At 40.4% G+C, this 26,697-nt stretch carries 27 protein-coding genes; 12 read left to right on the top strand and 15 right to left on the bottom strand.

Annotated features, from left to right (window positions below):
- Window positions 1-13: 13 nt before the first annotated feature.
- Both E2R51_RS06945 and E2R51_RS06940 read right to left on the bottom strand, forming a co-directional pair.
- A complete protein-coding gene (locus E2R51_RS06945; protein WP_133376266.1) occupies window positions 14-640 on the bottom strand; it encodes a nitroreductase family protein in 627 nt (208 codons plus the stop codon).
- Window positions 641-935: 295 nt separating this feature from the next.
- Entirely contained in the window at window positions 936-1,469 is a 534-nt protein-coding gene (locus tag E2R51_RS06940; protein ID WP_133376265.1) for a flavodoxin family protein, read from the bottom strand.
- 241 nt (window positions 1,470-1,710) lie between these two features.
- Between E2R51_RS06940 and wrbA the strand changes: the two genes are divergently transcribed.
- Window positions 1,711-2,322 carry an NAD(P)H:quinone oxidoreductase gene (gene wrbA, locus E2R51_RS06935; RefSeq protein ID WP_133376264.1) on the top strand — a complete coding sequence of 204 codons (612 nt, stop codon included), beginning with the start codon at window positions 1,711-1,713 and terminating at the stop codon, window positions 2,320-2,322.
- A gap of 101 nt (window positions 2,323-2,423) precedes the next feature.
- On the opposite strand, the gene E2R51_RS06930 is transcribed toward wrbA, so the two are convergent.
- The 3 genes from E2R51_RS06930 to E2R51_RS06920 all read right to left on the bottom strand — a co-directional run bounded on the left by E2R51_RS06930 (window position 2,424) and on the right by E2R51_RS06920 (window position 4,274).
- Window positions 2,424-3,317, bottom strand: coding sequence for an RluA family pseudouridine synthase (locus E2R51_RS06930; protein WP_133376263.1), 894 nt, complete (start codon window positions 3,315-3,317; stop codon window positions 2,424-2,426).
- Window positions 3,318-3,378: 61 nt separating this feature from the next.
- Window positions 3,379-3,846 (bottom strand): thioredoxin family protein, encoded by a 468-nt coding sequence (locus E2R51_RS06925; protein ID WP_133376262.1) that lies wholly within the window; start codon window positions 3,844-3,846, stop codon window positions 3,379-3,381.
- Window positions 3,843-4,274 carry a disulfide oxidoreductase gene (locus tag E2R51_RS06920; protein WP_133376261.1) on the bottom strand — a complete coding sequence of 144 codons (432 nt, stop codon included), beginning with the start codon at window positions 4,272-4,274 and terminating at the stop codon, window positions 3,843-3,845. Before E2R51_RS06920 ends, E2R51_RS06925 begins: the two co-directional genes overlap by 4 nt.
- A gap of 336 nt (window positions 4,275-4,610) precedes the next feature.
- On the opposite strand from E2R51_RS06920, the gene E2R51_RS06915 reads away from it, so the two are divergent.
- From E2R51_RS06915 to E2R51_RS06900, 4 genes are all read left to right on the top strand, one after another.
- Window positions 4,611-6,152 (top strand): bifunctional GNAT family N-acetyltransferase/carbon-nitrogen hydrolase family protein, encoded by a 1,542-nt coding sequence (locus tag E2R51_RS06915; RefSeq protein WP_133376260.1) that lies wholly within the window; start codon window positions 4,611-4,613, stop codon window positions 6,150-6,152.
- A 131-nt stretch (window positions 6,153-6,283) separates the two neighbouring features.
- Complete coding sequence (locus E2R51_RS06910; RefSeq protein ID WP_133376259.1) at window positions 6,284-8,014, top strand: phospho-sugar mutase; 1,731 nt, start codon at window positions 6,284-6,286, stop codon at window positions 8,012-8,014.
- 148 nt (window positions 8,015-8,162) lie between these two features.
- On the top strand, window positions 8,163-9,272 hold the full coding sequence (locus E2R51_RS06905; protein WP_483299911.1) for a GAF domain-containing sensor histidine kinase: 1,110 nt from the start codon (window positions 8,163-8,165) through the stop codon (window positions 9,270-9,272).
- An 11-nt stretch (window positions 9,273-9,283) separates the two neighbouring features.
- Entirely contained in the window at window positions 9,284-9,931 is a 648-nt protein-coding gene (locus tag E2R51_RS06900) for a response regulator (protein ID WP_133376258.1), read from the top strand.
- 65 nt (window positions 9,932-9,996) lie between these two features.
- Here E2R51_RS06900 and E2R51_RS06895 read toward each other — a convergent pair whose 3' ends face one another.
- Entirely contained in the window at window positions 9,997-10,233 is a 237-nt protein-coding gene (locus E2R51_RS06895; protein ID WP_133376257.1) for a YhdB family protein, read from the bottom strand.
- A gap of 191 nt (window positions 10,234-10,424) precedes the next feature.
- Window positions 10,425-11,006 (bottom strand): PepSY domain-containing protein, encoded by a 582-nt coding sequence (locus tag E2R51_RS06890; RefSeq protein WP_165967158.1) that lies wholly within the window; start codon window positions 11,004-11,006, stop codon window positions 10,425-10,427.
- A gap of 163 nt (window positions 11,007-11,169) precedes the next feature.
- Between E2R51_RS06890 and E2R51_RS06885 the strand changes: the two genes are divergently transcribed.
- The 3 genes from E2R51_RS06885 to E2R51_RS06875 all read left to right on the top strand — a co-directional run bounded on the left by E2R51_RS06885 (window position 11,170) and on the right by E2R51_RS06875 (window position 14,446).
- On the top strand, window positions 11,170-12,588 hold the full coding sequence (locus E2R51_RS06885) for a SpoVR family protein (RefSeq protein ID WP_483299910.1): 1,419 nt from the start codon (window positions 11,170-11,172) through the stop codon (window positions 12,586-12,588).
- 105 nt (window positions 12,589-12,693) lie between these two features.
- Window positions 12,694-13,335: an FMN-dependent NADH-azoreductase gene (locus tag E2R51_RS06880; RefSeq protein ID WP_133376255.1), complete on the top strand. Its 642-nt coding sequence runs from the start codon at window positions 12,694-12,696 to the stop codon at window positions 13,333-13,335.
- Window positions 13,336-13,609: 274 nt separating this feature from the next.
- Window positions 13,610-14,446: an undecaprenyl-diphosphate phosphatase gene (locus E2R51_RS06875; RefSeq protein WP_133376254.1), complete on the top strand. Its 837-nt coding sequence runs from the start codon at window positions 13,610-13,612 to the stop codon at window positions 14,444-14,446.
- Between the two features lie 349 nt (window positions 14,447-14,795).
- On the opposite strand, the gene E2R51_RS06870 is transcribed toward E2R51_RS06875, so the two are convergent.
- The 6 genes from E2R51_RS06870 to E2R51_RS06845 form a co-directional block, all read right to left on the bottom strand.
- On the bottom strand, window positions 14,796-15,413 hold the full coding sequence (locus E2R51_RS06870) for a DedA family protein (protein ID WP_133376253.1): 618 nt from the start codon (window positions 15,411-15,413) through the stop codon (window positions 14,796-14,798).
- A 248-nt stretch (window positions 15,414-15,661) separates the two neighbouring features.
- Window positions 15,662-16,534: a cation diffusion facilitator family transporter gene (locus E2R51_RS06865; RefSeq protein WP_133376252.1), complete on the bottom strand. Its 873-nt coding sequence runs from the start codon at window positions 16,532-16,534 to the stop codon at window positions 15,662-15,664.
- Window positions 16,535-16,916: 382 nt separating this feature from the next.
- Window positions 16,917-18,596, bottom strand: coding sequence for a glycoside hydrolase family 13 protein (locus tag E2R51_RS06860; protein ID WP_133376251.1), 1,680 nt, complete (start codon window positions 18,594-18,596; stop codon window positions 16,917-16,919).
- 193 nt (window positions 18,597-18,789) lie between these two features.
- Entirely contained in the window at window positions 18,790-20,151 is a 1,362-nt protein-coding gene (locus E2R51_RS06855) for a hemolysin family protein (protein WP_133376365.1), read from the bottom strand.
- A gap of 428 nt (window positions 20,152-20,579) precedes the next feature.
- The gene (locus tag E2R51_RS06850; protein WP_133376250.1) at window positions 20,580-21,482 is read right to left on the bottom strand and encodes an aldo/keto reductase; all 903 of its coding nucleotides are present in this window, start codon (window positions 21,480-21,482) and stop codon (window positions 20,580-20,582) included.
- 15 nt (window positions 21,483-21,497) lie between these two features.
- A complete protein-coding gene (locus tag E2R51_RS06845; RefSeq protein ID WP_133376249.1) occupies window positions 21,498-21,797 on the bottom strand; it encodes a hypothetical protein in 300 nt (99 codons plus the stop codon).
- 146 nt (window positions 21,798-21,943) lie between these two features.
- On the opposite strand from E2R51_RS06845, the gene kynU reads away from it, so the two are divergent.
- Window positions 21,944-23,215: a kynureninase gene (gene kynU, locus E2R51_RS06840; RefSeq protein WP_133376248.1), complete on the top strand. Its 1,272-nt coding sequence runs from the start codon at window positions 21,944-21,946 to the stop codon at window positions 23,213-23,215.
- Window positions 23,216-23,225: 10 nt separating this feature from the next.
- Complete coding sequence (gene kynB, locus E2R51_RS06835; RefSeq protein WP_133376247.1) at window positions 23,226-23,849, top strand: arylformamidase; 624 nt, start codon at window positions 23,226-23,228, stop codon at window positions 23,847-23,849.
- A 37-nt stretch (window positions 23,850-23,886) separates the two neighbouring features.
- Here kynB and E2R51_RS06830 read toward each other — a convergent pair whose 3' ends face one another.
- Complete coding sequence (locus tag E2R51_RS06830) at window positions 23,887-24,318, bottom strand: arsenate-mycothiol transferase ArsC (RefSeq protein ID WP_165967157.1); 432 nt, start codon at window positions 24,316-24,318, stop codon at window positions 23,887-23,889.
- Between the two features lie 190 nt (window positions 24,319-24,508).
- Here E2R51_RS06830 and E2R51_RS06825 point away from each other — a divergent pair, with 190 nt between their 5' ends.
- Together E2R51_RS06825 and E2R51_RS06820 are read left to right on the top strand one after the other, a co-directional pair.
- Window positions 24,509-25,759, top strand: coding sequence for a dicarboxylate/amino acid:cation symporter (locus tag E2R51_RS06825; RefSeq protein WP_133376245.1), 1,251 nt, complete (start codon window positions 24,509-24,511; stop codon window positions 25,757-25,759).
- A gap of 91 nt (window positions 25,760-25,850) precedes the next feature.
- Window positions 25,851-26,021 (top strand): twin-arginine translocase TatA/TatE family subunit, encoded by a 171-nt coding sequence (locus E2R51_RS06820; protein ID WP_133376244.1) that lies wholly within the window; start codon window positions 25,851-25,853, stop codon window positions 26,019-26,021.
- 86 nt (window positions 26,022-26,107) lie between these two features.
- Here the strand turns inward: E2R51_RS06820 and E2R51_RS06815 are convergent, their stop codons facing one another.
- On the bottom strand, window positions 26,108-26,683 hold the full coding sequence (locus tag E2R51_RS06815; RefSeq protein WP_133376243.1) for a TetR/AcrR family transcriptional regulator: 576 nt from the start codon (window positions 26,681-26,683) through the stop codon (window positions 26,108-26,110).
- Window positions 26,684-26,697 lie beyond the last annotated feature (14 nt).

Here is a 26,697-nt window from a genome sequence, read left to right as displayed (position 1 = left end):
TGTTTTTATTTTTTTATACAAATGAAACTAAATCATTAATATCCAATCTGCCTGCAGGGCGGGCATCTTTTGAGCCTTTGCCGACTGTGATCAGCATAACCGGAATGTAACGGTCTGAAATATCGAACTCCTCAACCAGCTGTGTTGCATTAAATCCGCCAATCGGGCATGTGTCCCAGCCTTTTGCTTTTGCTGCCAGCATAAACTGCATTGCTGCCAATGAAGCGTTTGTAAAAGCTGCATCACGGGAAAATTGTTCATTTTCATAAGCGCCTTGTATTTGGCCGTTCAGTGCTTGTTTAATTTCCTCAGACATATGACCAGCTTCAACAGCCGGGTCAAATACCGGGTCTACGTTTTCATTTGCCCGTACATCACCTAAGATGGCAATTACTGCAGAGGCTTCTACAATTTGCTGCTGATTGTAAGCGATCGGCAGCAGACGCTCTTGCGATTCCTTATTATGAAAAGCAAGGAATTGCCAGTGCTGAAGGTTCCAGGCGGATGGAGCCTGCCCTGTAATTTCCAGTAATTCCATAAGTTCTTCACGCGACATCTCTGCATTGGCATCATATTGCTTTGTTGCACGGCGTTCCTGCATAACAGAAAGTACATTTTGCTCTTGAGTTGTAATAGACATCTATTTTTCCTCCTTATAAGTACAATTGATTATAGGTTAGTTACTTTTAGTAAGCAGTGTTTAATATAGTATAGAAATTCAGCATAGTCAAGAGATTGTCCTTTTAACATAGAAGGTCAGCTTGATATTTGGAACTAGCTTTTTTTCTTTACATAAATGTTTCCTTTTCCATAATAATTCTAATCATAGGTTCATTGCAGAGGAAGGCGCCGCCGGCCATTTTGGAAAGCATATTTTAGTCGATTCCACAAAAAAACCCCGGATAATTATCCGGGGCATGTTTATTGTCTATTTTTTATTTTTTGAAGAAATGGGCCATTTGATTTAGCTGAACAGCTTCTTTTGCCATATCACCCGGTTTTCTTGCTTCTCCAATAAAATAGTTCTTAAAATCCATCCCCATAAATTCGAAAATAAGTTGAAATTGCTGGATTAGAGGAAGTGCTTTTAGATTTACTTTATCTCCGCCGCAGGTGATAACATAAGCCGGTTTGTTTTTCATTTCTTCTTTAAAATTTAATTCCGGATCTCTCAGCGCCTGTGACCAGCGATCTACAAAGGTCTTCATATAACCGCTCATTCCATACCAGTAAACAGGTGTAGCAAACAAAATGCTATCCGCCTTAACCATCTTTTTAATCAGATCCCGATGATCATCTTCAACTGAAGTAAAACCATTTGCCGTATGTCTTTCATCCACGATTTGCAAAATGGATTGATTTCGTAAATGAATCCACTCTACTTCTCCGTCGTACGCCTTCGCTGCTTCCTTTGCAAGAAACTCCGTATTGCCGTTTTCTCTAGAGCTGCCGCTTATAATTAATAACATATAATTTCCCCTGCCTTTACGTTTAGTAATGAACATCTAATAAGATACAAATTCTTTTATTCTATGCATCTTTCGCCCGGATATGTGCCTCGTATAACCCAAAAGGGGAAATACCATCACGATCAGATGAAAACTATCTTTTGTTTAAATATTCTTAATTCAGGGCAATATAAAATGGTATGCAGTTTATTCAGAATATGTAAATGTATTAGTTTTATAAACTTAAGGGAGAGATGCGCGTATGTCAAATACTAAATTAGCGGTTATTTATTACAGCTCTACAGGCACCAATTACAAGATGGCGAAATGGGCGGAAGCAGCAGCAAGAGAAGCAGGGGCTGAAGTAAAGGTTTTGAAGGCGGAGGAAACAGCACCACAGGAAGCAATCGCCGGCAACCCGGCATGGAAGGAACATTACGAGGATACGAAGGATGTCCCGATTGTCACCTTGCATGATCTGGAGTGGGCTGATGCCATTATCTTCAGTGCCCCGACCAGATACGGTAGCATTCCGGCACAGTTGAGATCATTTATTGATACAACGGGCGGTCTTTGGTTTAAAAACAAACTTTCCAATAAGGTTGTCAGTGCGATGAGCTCTGCTCAAAACCCTCACGGAGGACAGGAGTCAACGATTCTTTCACTTTACACAACCCTGATGCACTGGGGGGCGATTATTGCAGCGCCAGGCTATACGGATCCAGTGGCCTTTTCATCTGGAGGTAATCCGTACGGCACAAGTGTAACGGTCGATCAGGATGGAAATATGCAGGAGGATGTAGAAGAAGCAGTTAAGCACCAGACCAGACGAACACTTGAAATTGCATCCTGGGTACTGGCTGGATCAAGATAACCCGTAAAAGTACCAGGGCAGCAATCGGGTCACTGAAAATCTGGTGATTTATTGGCAAAGCCGCCGTTCATTCCATTAACCCGGAATTAGCAGCGGCTTTTTTAATTTGAACGAAATCTTGGGGGATCATGGCTGTCAGGTGCAACAACCGTCAGCTCCTCATTTGTAAAAGGATGCTTCAATGAGATGCTCACAGCATGAAGTGCCTGCACAGAGTGCTTCGTTGTTTTTTTGCCGCCATACAAAACGTCGCCAGCCAAAGGGTGTCCCATATAAGATAAATGCACACGAATTTGGTGGGTGCGGCCGGTATCAAGCTGCAGCTCGAGCCATGATAAAGGCTGATTTTTTAAATGCGTTATGGTTTTAAAGTGAGTAACTGCACGCTGACCACTGGGTGACACTCTTTTTCGTGTATTATGGTGTCTGTCATTTCCGATGGGTTCATTTATTGACCCGGACTTTTTTTTCACATGACCTTCTGCAAGCGCCCAGTACGTTCTCTTAATTAAACGCTGTTCCAGCATGCGGTCGAGCAAGGGCTTGACAGCAGAATGCTTGGCAAGCAGAATGGCCCCTGTTGTATCCCGGTCCAGCCTGTGAATGGGCTGAGCATAACCGGAATGACCTTTTTGCATTAAATAATGGACTGCTCCATTGACCAGTGTATTATCCGATGAGAGATCATTCGGATGGGTGTCAATGCCGGCTGGTTTATTAATAATAAGCAGATGCTCATCTTCAAATAATGGCTTGATAGCCAAATCAGCAGGCTTATAGGTGGGAGCATCGCCGGAGAGCCTAATTGTGACCTTATCCCCTTCAGCCAGGGTAGCTTTCCACTGTGTTAAGCTTCCATTTAAATCAATCGCCTTATCCATGCGCCATTGATGGATCAGTTTTTTGCTAAACCCCCATTGTTCCTTAAGCGCCTGTTCAATGGTTTGGCCTGCCAGCGATTCAGTGACGGTAATAGAAAATGCATTTTTACTCATGTGGCCGCTCCTTTACTTTTGAAAAAAACCTCTTCAGTTTAATGAAGAGGTTTTTCTTTATTTATTGTTTCACATTCCGATTAAAGAAATCTTCGTAGTCGCTTTCACTTGCTGATCCAACAATGCCGTCTACCGCTTTTCCATCTTCAAAATGAACAAGTGTAGGGGTGGATTGAATATTGTATTGATCCCAAACATCAAATTCTCTAAGATTCATTTTCACCATATCGACATCCATGTCTTCCGCTAAGGGGGAAAGCATTGGCGTCGTTTTTAAGCAGTGCTGGCAATCCGGGGCGAAAAAGTATACGGTGGTTGGTTCGCCGCTTTCTATCTTCGCCTCCAGATCATCAGGGAGGATCTGATTTTCATAATTGGGATCATCCAGCAGTTCGACTGTGGAAGGGTGAAGATCTTCTTTGCCGTAAGGATTTCCCTCTGTTTTTGATTCGTTTTGCATGTTCGTAATAATAGCAATTGCTCCAAAGATCACGACAATAACAGCTGCAAATATCAGTATTTTTTTCATTGTGATGCTGCTCCTTTCAGTTGCTTCAGAATTGATAAGCTTAATACGAAGATAATCACAAATGCGGTTAGGGCTAAAAAGGGAATAGTAATAAAGCCAAGCAAGTTGATGTATTCACCAGTACAGGGAACTCTCCCGCATGCCGGTGCTGTGTCTGACAGAAAATCTAGTTTCTGTATGCTGTAATGATAAATCGAGATCAGCCCGCCAATGCCGGATAAAATGGCCGAATAAAGTGCTGCTTTTGCGTCCTTCTTAATAATGGCTGCTGCAAGTATAATGACAATCGGGTACATAAAAATCCGCTGGTACCAGCAAAGTTCGCACGGTTCGAAACCCCTTATTTCGGAAAAATAAAGAGATCCCATGGCTGCAACAAACGAAGTCGCCCATACTGCGAATAGCTTATTTTCAATTGACTTGTTCATTTTGATGCCTCTTTTCCTATTTATAAAGCTTTGAATGTTCTCCAAAATTGTAAAAGTTAATTCAAAATAAAACAAGAGATGTTTAATAGATTAAAGAAATTATTTATAGTATTTGTCTATTTTTTGGCAGGTTGCAGCCCTGCACAATGCCAAATGAGCTTGAATTTTTGTAAATCGATCCCCTGTAAAAATATTTCGTTTAAATTTAAACCTGAATGAAGAAGCTTTATCATTTTAAAACCCTCTTTTAGGAGATATACTATTAGAAGGCTGTAATTGGTTTATATCTTTGGGGATACGGGGATATATACCGTTGTGAAGGAGTGGAAAAGTCAGATGTCAGAGAAATTAGATTTGTCTCAATTTGAGAAAAAGATGATCATCAGAAGAATGATTCATCCTGATATAGAAAAGATTATTGCTATGCAGCGCATGTGCTTTCCAGGAATGGAGCCATGGAAAGTGGAACAGCTGGAAAGTCATTTAGATATTTTCCCTGATGGGCAGCTTGTAGCTGAGCTGGACGGGGAGATCATTGGTTCATGCTCCGGCTTAATTATCAATTTCGATGAATACGATGACCGCCATACATGGGATGACGTAACCGATGAAGGATATATTACTAATCATAATCCTGATGGTTATAACCTGTACGGTATAGAGGTTATGGTACATCCAGAATACCGCCGCATGAAGGTTGGGCACCGTTTATATGAAGCGAGAAGAGATCTTGCAAGAGAATACAATTTAAAAAGCATTATTATCGGGGGACGAATTCCCAATTATCATAAATACTCGGAAGAAATGTCTCCAAGGGAATATGTAGATGCTGTTCAGATGCACCGTGTCTATGATCCTGTATTATCTTTTCAGCTGCTGAACGGATTTACATTGATGCGTATTAATCCAAATTATCTGCCGGATGATAAGCAGTCGAACAAATATGCAACGCTGATGGAATGGAACAATGTGGATTACCGACCTAAATCAAAAAGACATTTTAAAACCAGCCATCCAGTCCGAATATGTGTGGTTCAATACATGATGCGCCAAATTGATTCGTTCACAGACTTCGCCAATCAGGTAGAATATTTTACAGACGTGGCTTCCGATGCGCATTCAGACTTTGTTGTGTTCCCGGAGATTTTCACCACGCAGTTAATGTCCTTTTTAAATGAGAAATCTCCAAGTATGGCGGTACGCAAGCTGACGAATTATACAGAGGACTATATTGAGCTTTTCACCGATCTTGCTGTCCGTTACAATGTCAATATTATCGGGGGTTCTCACTTCGTAAAAGAAGATGACGATCAAATCTATAATATCGCTTATTTATTCCGAAGAGATGGCACGATCGAAAAGCAATATAAGCTTCATATTACGCCAAACGAGCGTAAATGGTGGGGAATCAGTGCAGGCGATACCGTACGCGTTTTTGATACGGATTGCGGAAAAATTGCCATTCAGATTTGCTATGATATTGAGTTTCCTGAACTTGCACGCCTTGCAACAGACATGGGCGCTAAAATCATTTTTACTCCGTTCTGTACAGAGGATCGCCAGGGCTATCTGCGTGTCCGATACTGTTCTCAGGCCCGGGCAGTGGAAAATCAAATTTATACGGTTATTTCAGGAACAGTTGGCAATCTTCCTGAAACAGAAAACATGGACATCCAATATGCCCAGTCCGGGATATTTGCACCGTCTGATTTTGAATTCGCCCGCGACGGCATTGTCGGTGAAACAGATCCGAACCTTGAAATGGTTATGATAGGGGACGTTGACCTGGAAATTCTTCGCCGCCAGCGTCAGGGAGGAACTGTCCGCCAGCTTAAAGACCGCAGACACGATATCTATAATATTAACTATAAAAAATAAATGGACAAAGCCTCAAAAGGGAAACCGCCTTTTGAGGTCTTTTTTGCATAATTAACCAACTCTAGTAATTCGGAACATGATACAATAGATTGCAAGGCATGTCCTTAGTTGAAACCTTGGGAGGGAACAGTATGAGCTATCAAGTATCCTATGATAAATGGTTTTCATTTGATCAATTGGATGAAGAAGTCTATTCAGAACTGCAACAGATGAAGGACAATGAAAAAGGGAAAGAAGATGCATTTTACAAAAACCTGGAATTTGGCACCGGAGGCATGCGCGGGGAAATCGGGGCGGGCACAAACCGCATGAATGTGTATACTGTTCGCAAAGCGGCTGAAGGATTGGCACGCTATATTTCTAACCGCGGAGACGAAGCGAAATCCAGAGGTGTTGTATTAGCCTATGACTGCAGAAGAAAATCGCCTGAATTCTCGATTGAAATTGCACGTACACTAGCTTCTCACGGCATACAAACGTATGTCTTTGAATCGCTGCGATCCACACCTGAGCTTTCATTTGCCGTTCGTTCATTACATACTTTTATGGGTGGCATGATTACAGCCAGTCATAATCCCCCTGAATATAACGGTTTTAAAGTATACGGGGAAGATGGTGCACAGCTTAACTTAGCTGATGCAGATGCCGTCATTGAAGAAATCAATGCCATTACAAATGAGCTGGATATTCAGGTGGGTTCGATTGAAGAATTTAAAGAATCAGGGCTAATCAAAATGATTTCCCATGAAGTAGATGACTCTTATGTTGAGCATCTGATTACAGTTTCGGAAAAACCTCAGCTTGCGAAAGAAACAGATCTTAAAGTGGTATTTTCTCCGCTGCATGGTGCTTCAAATGAAATGGTGCAGCGTGGACTAAAAGCACTTGGGTATGAAAATATTCACATAGTAAAAGAACAGGAACAGCCGGATTCTGAATTTCCGACTGTAGCATCACCAAATCCCGAAGAACCTGGTGCATTTGAATATGCAATCCGGGATGGCAAAAAAATCGGTGCAGACCTTCTCATTACAGCAGATCCGGACGGCGACCGTCTTGGGTTGGCCGTTAAAGGCCCGGATGGGGAATATGTTTTGCTTACCGGAAATCAAACTGGTGCGCTTCTTCTTGACTACCTGCTTGGCAGAAAAAAAGACAAAGGCACATTGCCTGAAAACGGACGCGTTTTTAAAACAATCGTCACATCTGAAATTGGCCGTAAAATAGCAGAGCATTATGGCGCATCGACGGAAGATGTCTTAACCGGATTTAAGTTTATCGGGGAAAAAATTAAACATTATGAAGCAACGGGAGAACATACTTTCCTATTTGGCTATGAAGAGAGCTACGGCTATTTAGTCAAAGATTTTGCACGCGACAAAGATGCTGTTCAGGCGGCTCTGGTAGCAGTCGAAGCAGCTGCTTTCCATAAGCAGCAGGGGAATACGATGTATGAAGTCCTTCTGTCTCTTTTTGAGCAGCATGGGTATTACCGTGAAGGACTCGAATCCCTTACGCTAAAAGGAAAAGATGGGGCAGATAAAATTCAGTCCATTCTAACTGCTTTCCGGGAGCATCCAATTCGTGAAGTTGCCGGACTGGCTGTTCATTCGCAAGAAGACTACGGCACTTCAAAGCGCTTACTTACATCACAAGGAACAGAAGAAGATATCCTGCTTCCTCCTTCCAATGTATTAAAGTACTTTTTAGAAGATGGTTCATGGGTGTGCGTGCGTCCTAGCGGAACTGAGCCTAAAGTGAAGTTTTATTTCAGTGTTGTCGGACAAAGTCTTGAGGACAGCAAAGACAAACTTACGAGCATCAAAGAAGCCTTTATGGACAAGGTTAAGTCAGTAATGTAGCTAAAAACGTAACATACAGCTCCCAAATGCGGGGGCTGTATTTTTTTAAGATCTTTTTTCATTCATAAGTCGTAGTCTTCCTTCAGACAATAGGGGAATGCAATTTTGGGTGTTGATGGATATACTAAAAAGGAATAGGGGTGGTAATTTGAAGGACCCGTCGGATGTTATCATTTTAAAAGAAATTGCCGAATTGCTGAATGAAGAAACAGAATTGGAACCCATGCTGCAGGGCGCCCTGGAAAAATTTTTGGCTGGAACAGCGTTTCAAGCTGGATGGATTTTTTTCATTGAAGACAACGGCAGGCACACTTTACTTGCACACAATGACCTGCCTGACGCACTTGTAGAGGAAAACTGCCATTTTATGAAAGCAGGAGGATGCTGGTGTGTAAATCGATTTAAAAAGGGTGCCCTAAAAAAAGCATCTAATATTATAGAATGTAAACGGATTGTAGATGCTATCGATACCAAGCGGAAAGGGACTGGAGGAATTACGCATCATGCAACTGTTCCTCTGCAGTCGGGGGCTGAGCGGTTCGGCCTGCTTAATGTGGCAACGCCGGGCAGAAGTGAATTTGAAGAGCATGAGCTTGCCCTTTTGGAGTCCGCAGCATTTCAGATCGGATCGGCCATTAAACGAATTCAATTAACAAAAAAAGAACAGGAAATTGCTTTAATGCAGGAACGGAACCGATTAGCCAGAGATTTGCATGACTCTGTGAATCAACTGCTGTTTTCCATGACGCTCACTGCACGCGGAGGGGTCGAAATGACCGGCGAGGAGGAAGTAAAAGAAACATTCGTTGGTTTGCAATCCCTTGCTCAGGAAGCTCTGACTGAAATGAGAGCGCTTATTTGGCAGCTGCGTCCCCGAGGGCTGGAAGGGGGAATTATTGAAGCAGTGAAGGGTTATGGAGATGTGTTAGGCTTAGAAGTAACAACAGATATAAAAGGTGTGCTGTCCCTTCCTTCCAAGGTAGAGGAATCAATTTTTCGCATTACACAGGAAGCGTTAACGAATTGCAAAAGACATGCCAATACCGACAAAGTGTCGATCGTTATAGAAGCACTGTCCAATGAAATTATACTGAAGATAGAAGATAAAGGATGCGGATTTCATGCCGAGCATATTCGATCGCTCCCGTCGGTGGGTATGACCAGCATGCAGGAACGCACACGGATGCTTGGGGGTTCTTTTGAAGTTGACAGCGCGCCGGGAAAAGGAACCGCGATCCGGGTTTCTTTACCATATTAGGGGGGAGATGAATGAGCATCAGATTATTAATTGCAGATGACCACCATGTAGTAAGAAGAGGGCTTGTCTTTTTTTTGAAAACACAAAAAGATATTGAAATTGTTGGGGAAGCTAAAAATGGGCGTGAAGCAGTTCAGCTGGTCAAGGAGCTCCATCCCGATATTGTACTGATGGATTTGGTTATGCCGGAGATGGATGGAATTCAGGCCACCCGTGAAATCAAACAATGCTTTCCAAAAACTGAAATCATGATGCTCACAAGTTTTTCTGATCAGGATCATGTGATTCCTGCGATAGAAGCCGGGGCAGCTGGTTATCAATTAAAAGATATCGAACCGGACGAACTGGTAGCATCAATCAGAAAGCTGGTTAACGGTGAAAATACATTGCATCCAAAAGCAACAAATCATTTATTGGCCCGTATTAATAAAAGTGACCCTTCACCTCATGAGGTTCACAAGCTTACGCGGCGGGAGAAGGATGTTTTACTTGAACTTACAAAAGGAAAAAGCAATAAGGAAATTGCCAGTGCCCTTTATATAACAGAAAAAACAGTAAAAACACATATCTCAAATGTATTCACTAAGCTGGAAGTTTCAGACCGTACCCAAGCCGCTCTTTATGCCGTTAAGCATGGTCTGGCTACACATAACGATTAAGGACATAATGAAAAATCTTCCATTCATAAAACAATCATCTTGTTAATGGATGGAAGATCGATTCCTTACAGTATTTTTGCACCTTTTGACCGGAACATGGAAGCGCAGTGTTCTGAATAACGAAATAATTCAGCGTAATCATAGGCAGTCGTTTCTCGTGCTTGTGGATAATGAATTCCTTTTAGCAGCGATTTAATTTTTTTGGAAAGGAGATCATCTTTTGTCCGTACCATTAGTATCAGCATATCATCCCAGGAGTGGCGGTAAAGATAAAGCAGGGTACGATCGTAATCATTGTTCATAAATGTTGTACATCCTCCTTTCAAAGAGGTTATAAATAGTATGTGCCGAAAATCCATATTTCGTTCTAGGAAAAATGAGTGAAAAAATGGGGGCATTGGATCATCTTTTTACAATTTGGAAAAAGTAAAATGATCATTACGAAAACATAAAAAAACACGCTTTCGAAAAAGCGTGTGAGGTAAAAATTTTATTAATCCCGATCGTGATCAATGCTTAGGATTTCACCGGTTTCAGCATCAATTTCAATATCTGTTTCACCTTTATCAGTTTGAACTTCTATGTCATACTCTACCCGATTATCATCGTGGTCACGTTCCACCTTGTTTACCGTTCCGGGAACTTCTTTGGTGGCAATTTCGATGGCTTTCTCTTCTGTAATCAAATCTTCTTCCTTAACGTTTGTTGCATCTTCAGAACGATCGTCATCTCCGTCATCATCTTTTTCTTCTTTAACCTTTAGAAATTCTCCGGTTTCAGCATCCAGATCGATATCGTATTCCATTACCCCATCTTTAATTTCAATTTCGTAAATATCTTTTCTCCATTCCTTATCGAGTTCAATGCTCTCAATTACACCATTGTATTCTGCCAGGGCAAGTTTTTTTGCTTCTTCCATTGTCATTACTTTTGATTCAGTAGAAGTGTTAGATGCAGCAGTTTGCTCCGTGTTGATTCCTACTGTGCGAAAGTTATCAGTCATGGCACCTGCTCCTAACGCTCCGCCTAAAATAATTGTACTCGCGATTGTTCCAACCAAAATCTTTTTATTCATTTTTGTTTCCTCCTCAAATTGTTTTGTATTTGTTATTGATTTCATCTTATCGCGTCAAGATGAGAAGAAAAGGATAGGAACATTAGAATTTAATGAGAAACAAATAAAGGTGTGTATTCATGATCTTATGATTCCGACATATATTTTTATGGAGGGAAGGGACGTGATGGACATGAGTGATAAAGAATTATTAAGAGCAATTGATGAGATTACGGAGGTTGCCAAAGGGTTTGGGCTTGATTTCTTTCCAATGAGATATGAAATTTGCCCGGCATCTATTTTATATACATTTGGAGCTTATGGGATGCCAACGCGATTTTCTCATTGGAGCTTTGGAAAGCAATATCACCGTATGAAGCTTCAATATGACCTTGGGCTGAGTAAGATTTATGAACTGGTGATCAATTCGGATCCCTGTTATGCATTTTTATTAGATACTAACTCATTAATCCAAAATAAATTAATTGTAGCCCACGTACTGGCCCATTGTGACTTTTTTAAAAATAATGTTCGCTTCAGCCAGACGAAAAGGGATATGGTAAACAGCATGACCGCTACAGCCGAAAGGATACGGGCTTATGAATTAGAAATTGGGAAGCATGAAGTGGAAGAATTTCTAGATGCTGTATTAGCGATTGAAGAACATGTGGATCCATCATTTAATCGATCATCGTTCGATTGGAAAGTGGACGAGTGGGAGGTTGAAGTAAAACAAACAAAGAAATCTCCTTACGATGATATTTGGAATATGGAGACTGAGTTATCAAAAACATCGAATATACCGCGGGTGCGCAGAAAGAAATTCCCTCCGGAGCCCGAAAAAGATGTCATGCTGTTCATCCAGCAGTATAGTCGTGAACTGGAGGAGTGGCAGCGGGATATTATGACGATGGTGCGTGAGGAGATGCTTTATTTTTGGCCTCAGCTGGAAACGAAAATAATGAATGAGGGCTGGGCATCTTACTGGCACCAAAAAATTATGCGCGAGCTTGATTTAACAAGTGGAGAATCAATTGAATTTGCCACTTTGAATGCAAATGTTGTCCAGCCATCTAAAACGCAGATCAATCCCTATTATTTAGGAATCAAATTATTTGAGCATATTGAAGACCGCTGGAATAATCCTGATGAAGACGCGATAAGGAATGGGGTAAAACCAAACAGCGGGCGATCGAAAATTTTTGAGGTCAGGGAAATGGAGTCAGACCAGTCCTTTATCCGAAATTACTTATCAAAGGAATTTGTTGAACAGGAAGATATGTTTTTATTCCAGCGTTCTGGCCGCGATTACCGTATTGTGGATAAACAGTGGGAAGGCATAAGAGACGAGTTGGTTTCCTCAAGAGTTAATGGCGGGTTCCCGTATATTGTGGTCGAAGATGGGGATTATCTAAAGAATGGGGAACTTTATTTAATGCATAAATTTGAGGGCATAGAGCTGGATGTTAATTATCTGGAGCGAGTGCTTCCACATGTATACCGCTTATGGGGCAGAACCGTTCATCTTGAAACGATTATCGATGATAAGAGCGTTTGTTTTGTTCACAATGGCCGTACGTTGCAACGCAAGCATTTGCAGTAATCATGAGCAGATCTATTGCAATAAACAAAGAACCCCTTTAAAATTATCTCATATTCAAGATAATTTCTTGATTATCTAAGCCACTTTTAAAGGAGTTTTTTTAAAATGAATGTACTAGTTGTTAAAGCTAATAATCGTCCATCGAATGCATCCGTTTCTTCACACATGTATGAATTATTTTTGGAAGAAATAAAAAAGAATAAAGAAATCAATCTTGACACAGTTGAATTGTTTAACGAAGATCTCCCTTATATTGGACAGGATTTTCTTTCAGCTCAATTTAAATCGGCTCAAAGTGAACCTTTGACTCCGGCGGAAGATAAGGTTTTAAGAATCGCCAATGGTCATCTTGACCGGTTTAAAGCAGCGGATGTGGTAGTGTTCGCGTTTCCATTGTGGAACTTTACTGTACCTGCAGTACTGCATACGTATTTTGATTATCTTTTCCGTGCAGGTGACACATTCAAGTATACTAACGAAGGACCGCAGGGATTATTAACAGATAAAAAAGCCATTATCCTTAATGCAAGAGGCGGAGATTATTCAGCACCTGCCATGCAGGGCCTTGAAATGAGTGTAAACTTTGTTAAAAATGCACTTGGATTCTTTGGTATCTCTGAGCAAACTGATGTTATTATTGAAGGTCACAACCAATACCCTGATCGTGCAGATCAAATTAAACAAGCAGGGTTTGATGAAGTAACAAGAGTAGCGAGTGAATTGTCTTCTACCGTAACTGCTCGATAAATAGGCTTTTCATCAAGCACTCAATAATTAATTCAAAAAGCAAAATGATAATTCACAAAAAATAAAGGATGTTTTCATGAATACGTTCATGAGAACATCCTTTTTGTCATTTAATACACTTTGAACCAGCCTGCAGCTAAAAGTGCATGTAAGGACATAGCAAATCATATGCTGGTAGAGAAACTTTTTAAAGAGTGCATCGCTCGTGTTACTTTTTTTAAACATTCACGTCTGTTAAGGGGTAATAAAAAATAAATAGGTACAGGTGATGAACATGGACTGGTGGGCAGTTATTGTAGCAATTATACTCGGCATAGTGGAAGGGTTAACGGAGTTTGCGCCTGTTTCTTCAACAGGCCATATGATTATAGTGGATGATCTTTGGCTGAAATCGAAAGAATTATTTTCGCCTGATGTAGCGAATACCTTTAAAATTGTGGTTCAGCTCGGTTCCATACTCGCTGTAGTAGTTGTTTTTTGGGATCGATTATGGAGCTTAATCGGAATAGAGCGGAAGGGCGTAAAAAAACAAAACGAAGGTCAATCGTTAAGGCTTCCCATGGTCATTGTGGGATTGATTCCGGCTACAGTGCTTGGTTTTTTATTTGAAGATTTTATTGATGAACATTTATTTTCAATTGAGACAGTTCTAATCGGATTAATTGGCGGCTCTTTTTTGATGATCGCAGCAGACTTGCTACATATGAACAAAAAAAGAGTGACTCATACAGTCGATCAGTTGAGCTATAAACAGGCGCTTATTATGGGATTATTTCAGTGCATTGCTTTATGGCCCGGTTTCTCCCGTTCCGGTTCAACCATTTCAGGCGGTGTGATCGCAGGCATTAGTCACAGGGCATCAGCTGATTTTACATTTATAATGGCGGTACCCATTATGATGGGAGCAAGCGGACTATCTCTGTATAAGAACTGGGAGTATATGACCCCTGAAGCTCTTCCGTTTTTTATTGCTGGATTTATTAGTGCATTTTTATTTGCTTTGATTTCAATTCGATTCTTCCTGGCATTAATCAGTAAGGTACAGCTTGTACCGTTTGCCATTTACCGCATAATACTTGGCGTCATCTTAATGATTATTGTTTATGCATAAAGCAAAAGCACTTTTTTTGTATGTGCTTTGTCAAATTTTAAAGATTAACTTATTCCCGTCCTAATGAAATGTAGGCAAAAACTTAGTAAAAAGAGGGTGGGACAAATATGTCCCACCCTCTTTTTACCGGTTCACTGCGCTTCAGGCGGACGCTTTCCGCAGGGACTCTGCTTTAGCCCTCCTCAGGCTGCGCCTTGCGGGGTCTCAAGCCTCGTCAAATCCTGCAGGAGTCGCCACCTTCCGCTCCGTTCACCTCATCGTAACATTTCAGACTCATTCTACCTCATAATACTTTGGGCTTAATAATCTTTATGTTTCACCATAATAGTAATTCTTAAGTTATTGTGGCTTAGTGGGCGTCATGCTGTTTGCTTTTGCGTACATACCATATGATGAATAAAACAGCGAGAATGCCTAGAGCGATATAAATAACGAAGGAATATACATCCATTAATTCGATTATATCCTCCCACGATTCACCCAGCTGAGCACCAGCAACAACAAGAAGAGTGTTCCAGATGATTGTACCCAGTGTGGTGAAGACTAAAAATAATAGAAAAGGCATATTCGCCATACCGGCCGGGATGGAGATTAAACTTCGCAAAAGGGGGACCATGCGGCAAAAGAACACTGTCCAAATGCCATATTTATCAAACCAGGCATCCGCTTTATGTATATCAGCTTTTTTTACTCGTAATATTTTACCGTACCGATCAATGATTTTTTCCAAACGCTCTACATCCAGCAGTAATCCAAGGCCATAAAGAATCATAGCACCAATAACAGACCCAGCGGTAGAAGCGGTGATTACTCCTACAACTGTTAATTCCGTATTGGTGGTCATAAAACCGCCAAACGGCAAAATGACTTCCGATGGAATAGGGGGAAATAAATTTTCCAGTGCAATAATTAAGAAAATCCCCAAATAGCCATACTGTTCCATAAATGACATAATCCATTCCTGCATTTATTCATCTCCACTCTTTCTATAACAGTATCTTACTAGGAGAATATGTTGCATGTGAGAAAATATATCCCGTTTTCTACTCTTCCAGTAATAATGGATCTGTCAGATTTTAAAATGACTTTATTATTTACTTTATCATTTTTTTAAAAAAACAACCAAGCATATACTAATGGTTTTTACATATTTAAACAAACACTGGACTTCGTATAAAAAAGACGCACGCCTAAAAAAGGGGAGCGTCTTTTCCGTTATTCGATATCCGGCTCTATATGGACATGGATATTAGTGTGAGGACGGCTGTTTTTTAATGCCATTTCCAGTTCTTCTGTAATGTCGTGGCTTTCGATAACATTCAGGTCTGGATCTACTTTAATCGTTAAATCGATAAATGTTAGATTGCCATGAGAACGTCCTTTTATTTCTTTTACTGAACGGACACCTGGAATTTCTTCAACACTCTCCGTTATTTCTCTGACTTCATCTTCATCGAAGCCGTCTGTAAGAGTATGGGTAGCGTCTTTAAAAATCTCGATAGCTGTCTTTAAAATGATTAACCCTACAATTAGAGCAGCCAGCGGGTCAAGCCATGTTACACCCAGGACACTTCCAATAATACCAACCGCTGCACCAATACTTACGAGTGCATCGGATTTGTTGTCCTGAGCAGCTGCAAACAAAGAAGAGCTGCTAATGGCTTTTGATAAGCGTATATTGTATCGGTACACGCCTAACATTACGACAGCACTTCCAATTGCAACCCATGCCGCTAAAAGACTAGGCGGCTCACTGTGTCCGCCCTGAAACAGGATGGTACCTGCCTGCGTTAAAACCTGTAAGGCTACGGCAGCCATAATAAAAGCCGCAACAGTGGATGCAATTGATTCTGCGCGCATATGCCCGTAGTGATGATCTTTATCCGGCGGTTTTCGTGAAACCTTAAGCCCGATTAAAACGGCAATAGATGCAATAACATCTGTAGTATTATTCAGTCCATCTGCTTTTAATGCTTCAGAACCCGTAAAATAGCCAACGGCAAGCTTTATTGCTGCAAGAACAAGATAGGCCCCGATACTAATCCATGCACCGCGCTCACCTCGTTTAAGATTATCGTACAACTCCATGTTAAGGCCTCCAAAAAAAATGATCTTTATAATTATTTCCCATTAACAAGATTATCAGACAAGCATCGTTTGGGTCTAGAGCAACGTTGTAAGCTGATGCCACGCTTATTGCGATCAGGGAAATAAGTTGGTCAAAGGCAATTGAAATCAGAAAACTCGGGAAATAAAACATAAACAAAACTCATTGAGTTACAAAAAGAATGTCCACATTTGAGGACATTCTTTTTGTTGTGCAGATTTTTTTGAGCACTTAGGTTCATTGGAGCGGAAAGCGGCGACTCCAGCGTGAAAAAGCGGGAAGCGTCCGCCTGCAGCGGAAATGAACCGGTCTTTTGTCGTGTCTATGTTTAGTATGCCCCCGAGCCTTTACATAACAGTTTTCCTACACATGATACACTCGCGCCTCATAAGGTTTTAATACAAGCGTAGAAGCATCCTGATGAGCAGCAACCTGGAGGTTTTGAAGAAGAAGGTTTTCGCTCGAAACCTTAATATCAAAATCCTCCATGATCGCATCTTTTTTAGAGAGGTTCGTTATAATTAATACCCGTTCTTTTTTCAGTGTTCTGGTATAAGCAAAAATCTGATGATGATTTGGCAATAGAAGTTCATATTTGCCATAAGTAAATACATCATTATGTTTTTTTAGCTGAATCATTTTTTTATAAAAAGAAAGAATGGAGTGTTCGTCTTTTTGCTGATCCGAAACATTAATATCAGTGTAATTAGGATTTACCTTCATCCATGGTGTACCGGAAGTAAAGCCTCCGTTTGCTTCACCTGACCATTGCATCGGGGTGCGGCTGTTATCTCTTGATGACGCCCACAGGATTCGTAGAATATCGTCATGCGGAACGCCTTCCTCAGTACGAATACGGTACAGATTTTTAGCTGATACATCATCATAATCATCAATTGATTCAAAATGGACGTTCGTCATGCCGATTTCCTGTCCCTGATAGATAAAAGGGGTACCTTGCATAAGAAAGTACATGGCTGCCATAGAGGTTGCACTTTCATACCAGAATTCGTGATCATCACCCCAGGTGGAAACCACCCGCGGTTTATCGTGATTTTCGATAAAAAGGGCATTCCATCCGTTATTCTCCAGACCGGTTTGCCATCGGCTCAGAACGTCTTTTAACTCTATAATATCAAGCTCAAGATTTGTTTCAGCATCCCATAAGCCCAAATGTTCAAATTGAAAAATCATATCCATTTTTCCGTTTTCTTCACCGACCCACAGATCTGCCTCATCAACTGAGACACCGTTTGCTTCACCAACGGTCATCACATCATAGCTGCCATATGTTTTGTTCTTAAATTCTTCTAAAAATGGCTGGATTCCTTCCTGGTTCATATGCATATCAAAAGAAGATACGTATTTTTTCTTTTTAGGGTTTGGCATATCCGGGAAGCCGGGACGTTTTTTAATATGACTCACTGCATCAATTCTAAAACCATCGATTCCTTTTTCAAGCCACCAGTTGACCATATCGTATACTGCTTGCCGGGCCTCAGCATTTTCCCAATTAATGTCGGGCTGTTTAGTCGAGAATACATGCAGATAATATTGATCCGTTTTTTCATCGTATTCCCACGCAGAGCCTCCAAAAATACTTTCCCAATTGTTTGGCTCAGCAACCGTTTTCCCTTGATTGTTTCGAATGCCTTCACGCCAGATATACCAGTCACGTTTAGGGTTATCAATAGAGGAGCGGGATTCTACAAACCAGTTGTGTTCATCACTCGTATGATTTGGAACAAAATCAATAATCAGCTTCATTTCACGTTGATGGACTTCATCCATCAGCTGTTCAAAATCCTCCATTGTTCCAAAGTCATCCATGATATCCTGGTAATCAGATATATCATAGCCATTGTCGTCATTAGGGGATTTGTACATAGGACAAATCCAGATAACATCTATTCCAAGTTCCTTTAAATAATCTAAACGCTGGATAATTCCTTGTAAATCACCGATTCCGTCTCCATTGGAATCTTGAAAACTTCTCGGATATATTTGATAACCAACAGCTTCTTTCCACCAAATTTTTTCCAAAAACCTGCACCTCCGACAATTTGTGCAATCGTTTGCATTACTGATCATAAAAAAATCGGATCATTAATCCGTTTAGATCAAAAACAACCAGACTGTACTTTCTACCCGTATATTTTACCTTTTTATTATAAGGTTAGCAATGATTTTTTTATATAAAAAGCCGGATGTAATGATACCATCCAGCTTTTTGAAATTAAGCTTCTCTTGTTTGAATTGTCCCATTTGCCCGGGTCTCTTCGAGTGTTGATTGTTCTTCTTCAGACATTTTCCACACTTCTAAGTAGAGGATGTGGTAGCCGTCTACATCGTTGACTTTAAATACATAACCCTGTTCATAAAGCTCATCACCAATTTCTGCGTCAAAGTTACGCGTCATAAACCAGCCGCCTATTGTATCGACATCTTCATCATCAATATCAATCCCTAGCAGATCGTTGGCATTTTGCACAAGTACCTTTGAGTCCAGAATGTAGTGATTTTCATTTACTTTTTGAACCTCGGGAATTTCATCTTCGTCGAATTCATCCTGAATTTCTCCGACAATTTCCTCAATAATATCTTCCATGGTCACAAGTCCTGATGTCCCGCCGTATTCATCCAGTAAAATACCCATGTGCATGCGTTCTTTTTGAAACTTAAGCAGCAATTCATTAATGGGAATACTGTCAATAACCTGAATGATGGGGTGAGTATATTCAGCAACCAGTCTGTCGCCATAGTCTTGATTTTCAATAAACGATGTCATCAGTTCCTTCATGTTTATCATTCCGATAACATTGTCTTTATCTCCATCCTCAACTACAGGATAGCGTGTATATTGTTCTTCTTTCATAACCTGGAATACTTCACGTAAGGTAAGGCCGCTGTTCACACTAATTATTTCGGTGCGGGGCACCATAATTTCTTTTGCAACGCGCTCATCAAATTCAAATATTTTATTCACATAGCTGTATTCTGATTGATTGATTTCACCGCTTTTTAAGCTTTCAGATAAGATAATTCTCAGCTCTTCTTCTGAATGGGCAAGTTCGTGTTCAGAAGCCGGCTTTAATCCAAAGAATCCGGTAAACAATCTTGCTGAGCCATTTAAGAACCAAATAAAAGGGAACATGATTCGGTAAAATAGTATAAGCGGCTTAGCAAGAAGCAGGGAAACTGCCTCGGCTTTTTGAATGGCCAGAATCTTAGGTGCTAATTCTCCAATTACAACATGTAAAAATGTAATGATCGAAAAGGCAACGGCAAATGAAATCAAATGAGTAATTGATGATGAAATACCCCAATCAGCCAGGACTGGTGCAATCAGATCTGCTATTGTGGGTTCACCCAACCAGCCTAATCCAAGGGCGGTTACGGTAATACCCAGCTGACAAGCTGACAAATACTCATCAAGATTTGTCGTCACTTTTTTAGCAGCAATTGCTTTTGTATTACCCTCAGCTATCAGCTGATCCAGTCGTGAACTTCGAATTTTAACGATGGCAAATTCTGAAGCAACAAAAAATGCTGTTAGTGCTATAAGAACAGCGACCATGATTAAATTGACTATTTCCAATGATTTGAGACAATCCCAAAGAGAAGGTTCTCTGTTCGTGGGGATGTCTCTCACACCTCCTATTATGATGAAATGTACAACCAATATTTCTTCGCAGTGATGTTATTGAGAAGAAAAAATGAGTTGACAAGGCTCAATTGGAGCTTATTCGTTCAATTCCAGCTGGATGAAAGTATTCTTTTTCCAGCCCTTACGTCTCACGCTTCTGATAAGTAGAATGTGATGAATTGATTTGATGAATTTCCCAATTGGCACTTGAGTCAAGCCAGTGTACCCAATGAATTAAGTGACGATTATTCTTGCCAATGGTAAGCATCACAACCCCATCGAACATTCCCCCAATCAAAATATAATGATTTTATTTTATCATAAATCAATAATAATTAACTAACATTATTTTATTCGGTGAAGGGACTTTATGCGAATGCTTATGGCACTTCATGACCAAGAGACGCCTGATAAATATGATACCAGTGGTGAGGAGTCAGCTTGTGTTTGAGTGAGTTAATAGCAGTCTGTATCCGTTCAACCTTTCCGGATCCAACAATAGGCATAATCGATGAAGGATGATTTAACAACCAGGCGTATAGGACTTCATCCACCGCTTTAATATTTAATTCTTCCCCGACTTCATTTAGTGCTTTTCGAAGTCTTTTTGCTTTTTCACTTTCTCCATTAAATAATTCACCGCCTGCAAGTGGTGACCAGGCCATTGGGGGAGCCTGCATTTCAAGTGAAAGGTCAAGAGTCCCATCCTCAAAATTCTCTAAATTATATGGATTAAGCTCAATCTGATTCGTAATAAGAGGCTGTGATACATACGTTTCCAGCATTTTTAATTGGCTTCTTTTAAAGTTTGATACGCCAAAATGCCGGACTTTTCCTTCGTTAACTAGCTGATCAAACGCTTCTGCCACTTCCTCAGGGTTCATTAAAGGATCGGGGCGGTGAATCAATAGAAGATCGATGTAATCTGTATGCAGGTTTTTTAGCGATTGTTCAACGGAAGTCACAATGTGTTTTTTGCTCGTATCATAATGATGGCTTCTATGTGAAGGGCGATTAGGCGCTTCCAGCACAATGCCGCACTTTGTAATAATCTCCATTTTTTCACGGATAGAAGGCTTAAGGGAAACCGCCTCACCAAACAGTTCCTCACACTGGTATTTCCCGTAGATGTCTGCGTGGTCAAATGTAGTAATTTCCAATTCCATTACCTGTTCAATAAATGAAAGTCTTTCTTCCTTGGTCATATTCCATTCAGACAGACGCATCATACCGTGTATAATTCTGGAAAAATGTAATTCCTCTGTTAACGCTACTCGTTGCATTTTGTGTACCTCCTGCTAGTTAGGATTAAATAAAGTGTAGTATAAAGAAAAAACTAATCCTGCGATCATCGCAGACCTCGTCAAGTCACTCTCACTCATCATGCCGATTAAATACAAAGAGGTAATTAATATGTAGGTATTGTATTTATGTTCAGCAGAGTGATGATGTTTTATTTCAAATATAAATGCCAGTAAACCCAATAGGGGCAATGTGTAAATTACTGCTTTAGCGAGCAGCGGCTCTGCTATAAGAAAGGGGATAAGCAACATAGCAAGCAAAACTCGAATAAATATTAAGCTGCTGTGCTTTTTCATAAGCAGTCCCCCTGTCATTCCCTTTATCGAATCCTGTTAACATTTACGATATGATGATACCATAGATAAACAGGCAGGATTGATAATTCATCTTGCCTTATAATTGCTGAAGTTTAAAAATACCATTGAGCCGTGAGTAAAAGGGGATGAAGCTTATGCGCGAAAAGGCTGTACTTCTGGACAAACAAGATAAATTGCAGCCGTTCAGAAATGAATTTTACCTTCAGGAGGGCCAGATCTATTTAGACGGCAACTCGCTGGGACTGCTTTCTAAAAGAGCGGAGAAGTCCACACTTGATTTACTGAATAGTTGGAAAATACACGGAATTGATGGTTGGACAGAAGGAGAAAATCCATGGTTTACGCTGTCTGAAACACTTGGCGTGCAATCGGCACATCTGGTGGGGGCAAAAAAAAGTGAAGTGATCGTTACAGGGTCTATTACAACAAATCTTCACCAAATGATTGCCAGTTTTTATCAGCCTGCACAGTCAAAGCCGGCTATTTTAGCAGATGAGCTTAATTTTCCTTCTGACATTTATGCAGTACAGAGTCAGCTTGAATTAAAAGGCTTTGATCCGGCACTGCACTTAAAAAAAGTTATTTCACATGATGGGCAGACGCTGGAACTATGTGAGATCAAAAAGGCCATCACAGAAGATGTTGGTCTGATTTTATTGCCATCCGTATTGTACCGGAGCGGTCAATTGCTGCCGATGAAAGAAATCGTTGAATTTGCTCATAAGAAAGATATTATTGTAGGATTTGATTTAGCACATTCAATCGGTGCTGTGCCGCATGAGCTCCATAATTGGGGTGTCGATTTTGCTGTCTGGTGCAATTATAAATATGTTAACAGCGGACCAGGAGGGACGGGCGGGCTCTACGTTCACGAACGCCATCATGGCAAAATGCCTGGACTCAAAGGCTGGTTCGGTTCTGAAAAAGAAAAACAATTCGATATGGATCATGCCTTTACTCCTTCAAACGGGGCTGGAGCGTATCAAATTGGAACACCGCATATTTTATCAAGTGCACCATTACTGGGAAGCCTGTCTATGTTTGAGGAAGCGGGAATTGAGGGAATCAGGAAAAAATCACTTAAGCAGACTGATTATTTAATAGAACTGCTGGAGGAACACGTACCCTCTTATGGACTAAAACTGGTTACTCCAAAATCTCTGAACGAAAGAGGGGGACATATCGCACTTGAGCATCCTTCTGCAGCAAGCATTTGCAAAGCGTTGAAACACTATAACGTGATACCTGATTTTAGAGCGCCCAATCTGATACGGCTTGCACCAGCTGCTCTGTATACGAGTTATGCCGATATTTTTGATGCAGTTATGATTCTGAAGAAAATAATGAAAGACAAAGAGTATGAGCGTTTTCAAAATACCCGTAATGTCATAGCTTAGGAGGAAAAGGATGTCAAAAATTATTGATATATCCATGCCGCTTTCCAATCAAACACCCGCCTGGCCCGGAGATACGCCATTTCATTATGAGGTTTCGTGGACAAAAGAAGAAAGCGGATCTGTTAATGTAGGCAAGGTTGAAACAAGCACTCATGTTGGCACGCACATTGATGCACCGTTTCATTTTGACAATGATGGGAAAAAAGTTGATGAGCTTTCTCTGGACCGGTATATTTCTAAAGCTGTAGTGGTTGATTGCTTAAACAAATCGAAGATACAGGCAAGCGATGTCATTCCTTTTTTGCATGAAGGGGTAACATCAGTCCTGTTTAAAACAACCTATTGGAAAGATCGGCAGGAGTTTCCAAAAAGCATTCCTACTATGGATAGAGAATTGCCAAAAATTCTTGCCGATAAAGGGATTTTGCTGATAGGAGTGGATCTGCCTTCTGTTGATCCAATTAACAGTAAGGAGCTTGATATTCATCACGAGCTCTTAGAACACGATATTTTGATTTTAGAAGGAATTGTCCTGGATCATGTTGATACGGGATTGTACGAACTCATTTCGCTTCCCCTAAAACTGGAGGGGGCTGATGGCAGTCCTGTTCGGGCTGTCCTCAAAAAAGAATAAAAAAAATAGCCCAATCAGCTATATCAGCTAAATGAGCTTAAAGTGGGGAAGAAAAACTTTTTCCAAGATCACGAATTCTAAGGGCGATATCGTCGCAAATTTCCTGAAACAGCAGCCAGGTTTCTGAAGGGTTACTGGATCTTTTTTCCGGGTTAATGATATTCCAGTTTAAAATCTTTTTTGCAATAGTAGGGGAAAGGTAGATTCTTTCATCTTTATCAAAATCCTGTATTAAAATAATCATATCGGCATTTTCCAATTCTTCTATATTTAAATGATGAGGTTTAATGGTTGATAGATCAATGCAAATTTCCTTCATGGCTTCGATAGAGAAAGAATTCACTCGTGCGCTTTCCCAACCGGCACTGCGAAACGTAATGTTTTTTGCATTAAGCCGTGATGCCCACCCTTCAGCAATTAGACTGCGTTCGTGGTTAGATGATATAAAATAAACTGTTTTATTAGCCATATCGCAGATCCCTTTCTGATTGATGTTATAGTTATCTATACCCATACGTCATTCAATTTATGCATTTTTATGAGATTTACCTAATTGAGATTGATATTCTTCGGGCTAGGCATTAAATTGATTATAGCAAAAGTTTTAAAAATACAATTAATACATATTAAAAGGAACGTACATGATTGGAGGAAGTTTTATGAAATTGAACTTAACGGCAAAGATTCTGATAGCTCTGGTGCTTGGTATTATCGTTGGGCTATCATTAAATGTTTTAGCGCCTGATTTATTTTCCACTTTAGATAAATATTTCTTTTCACCTCTTGGAGAAATTTTTCTTAGCTTAATTAATATGCTCGTAGTGCCTATTGTATTCTTCTCACTCGTTCTTGGAGTTGCAGGATTGGGTGACACAAAAAAACTTGGGCGGATGGGAATCAAAACAATTGCTACTTTTCTTATTACGACTGCCATTGCAATCACGATCGGCTTATTCTTGGCTGCTGTTATTCAGCCCGGTTCAAACTCTCCTTTTTCTGAAGAGGAAAGACAAGCGGCTTCGTTTAATGAAGAAGAGACCCCATCTGTTGCAGAAACACTTCTGAATATTATTCCAACAAATCCAGTGGCAGCTTTAGCCGAAGGGAATATGCTTCAGATTATTGCATTCTCTATTTTTATCGGACTGGCTTTAACAGTTCTTAAAGAAAAAACTAAAGGGGTCTATAAGCTATTCGAGCAGGGGAATGACATTATGATGTACCTGGTTGGGGTAGTGATGAAATTTGCTCCATACGGTACATTTGGATTGATTGCTTCTGCCCTTGGAGAAGCTGGTTTTGAATCTCTTCAAAGTATACTAATGTATGTACTCGTTGTACTATTGGCCCTGGTTGTTCATGCCGTCGTAACTTACGGCAGCATCATTTTGTTTTTGGCTAAAAAGAGCCCCATCTGGTTTTACAAAGGTTTCTTTCCAGCCATGACAGTAGGTTTTAGTACGTCCAGCAGTAATGCTACGCTGCCAATTTCAATGGAAACGGCTCAAAAGAATTTAAATGTATCAAAAGCATCCAGTTCTTTTGTTCAGCCTCTGGGAGCAACAATCAATATGGACGGCACGGCCATTATGCAGGGTGTAGCCACAATCTTTATTGCTCAGGTATATGCAGTTGATTTAACCTTTGTTGAACTGCTGACCGTTGTTATGACAGCCGTTCTAGCCAGTATTGGGACTGCAGGGGTACCAGGCGTAGGATTAATATTACTGGCAATGGTACTGAATTCAGTTGGACTCCCGGTAGCCGGCATTGGTCTTATTTTAGGAATTGACCGCCTGCTTGATATGTGCAGAACGGCGATCAATATTTCCGGGGACGCTGCAGTTGCACTATATGTATCTGAATCAGAAAAGAAAAGAAAAATTAAAGAACAACGCGGTGAGGGATAACGAATGTTCACCAAATGAACATTTTCTCAATATGAATTTCTTTTAGATGGAGGTATACTGAATTCATCTGATAGAAAAGGGGCGGCGATTGATGAATCTTGGTTTTGGTGAAATCGTCATAATTCTTTTTGTTGCACTGATCGTTTTTGGTCCCTCCAAGCTGCCGCAGCTGGGAAGAACCGCAGGACTTACACTACATGAATTTAAAAAAGGATTAAACTCTATAATGGAAGAGGATTCAAAAGATAAGAAGGAATCCTGAAAAAACCGTTCTCCTTAATGGGGAACGGTTTTTTCTATGTGCAGGAGATAAAAATCCCTGAAATTTATTTATCAGGGATCACTGCGTCATTTTTTTACGGCTATTCCATGTTCAATCAAGCTGAAAATCATTTCTGACCACTGTTTAGCAGGCACCCGCTCCATATTGGGAATTAATACTGTATTAAAGAAAATACTTGCAACAAGCTGCGAGGACAGATCCTGACGGATTGAGCCTTCTTTTTTAGCATTTTCAATTTCGATCGTTAAGATCTTAAATAATTCCTGTGAATGGCTGTCTAATTCATTTAAATCCTTTATGACCGTTGGGGATTTGCTTTTATTTAAAGCGGGCCGCATTTTGATCATATCGTAGACCTGAGAATACTCCATAAATAAGGTCAGCAGTTCTTTAAGCATTTGAAAGGAAGACGGCTGTGTTTGTATGGCTTTTACCTTTTCCATAACCTCCGTCATTAACAGCCTCATATAATCCGTTATCAATTCATCTTTATTGCTGTAGTATTCATATATTGTACTTCTTGCTACATCTAATTTTTCTGATAATGCTTTAAAATGAAAACCCTCATAACCTTTTTCAAGCAGGAGTTCTTCTGTTGCTTTCAATAGCTCGTTCATATCCATTTTGCGCTGTCTAGCCACATTCCATCATCCTT

Source organism: Jeotgalibacillus sp. S-D1 (genome assembly GCF_004358665.1).
Lineage (GTDB): Bacteria > Bacillota > Bacilli > Bacillales > Jeotgalibacillaceae > Jeotgalibacillus.
The sequence above is the reverse complement of the archived record's forward strand: the minus strand, read 5'-3'. Positions and strand labels throughout refer to the sequence as shown.